Source organism: Enterococcus sp. S53 (assembly GCF_016516865.1).
Taxonomy (GTDB): domain Bacteria; phylum Bacillota; class Bacilli; order Lactobacillales; family Enterococcaceae; genus Enterococcus_D; species Enterococcus_D innesii.
Genome location: NZ_JACVUH010000083.1, coordinates 1 through 271 on the forward strand (window position 1 = coordinate 1; position 271 = coordinate 271).

1 protein-coding gene is annotated in these 271 nt (G+C 36.9%); it reads right to left on the reverse strand.

Going from position 1 to position 271, the window contains the following annotated elements:
* A partial coding sequence (locus IAE45_RS18770) for a phage tail spike protein (RefSeq protein WP_200143178.1) occupies positions 1-271 on the reverse strand: 271 nt, incomplete at both ends.

Sequence of the window (271 nt, forward strand, 5' to 3'; positions counted from 1 at the left end):
GTAGTTTCCGTCGTTGTAGACCAAATTGTTAAAATTGCTGCCACCTGTTACTATCAAAGCAGTTTTCAAATTATCTACGTTAATGTGTTTCCCAACAGTGATCAGGTCAACGCCAGCGTTAAGTACCTCGTTGGTTTCTACCCCAATTTGATAAACAATATTGATTCTTTTCTTCGTCACTTTCAAGTTGTGAAACTCAACAGTAAAATACATTTCGCATTTGAACATCTCGCATATCTGCTGCAATCTCGTTAAAGTAGTATCGTTGTTA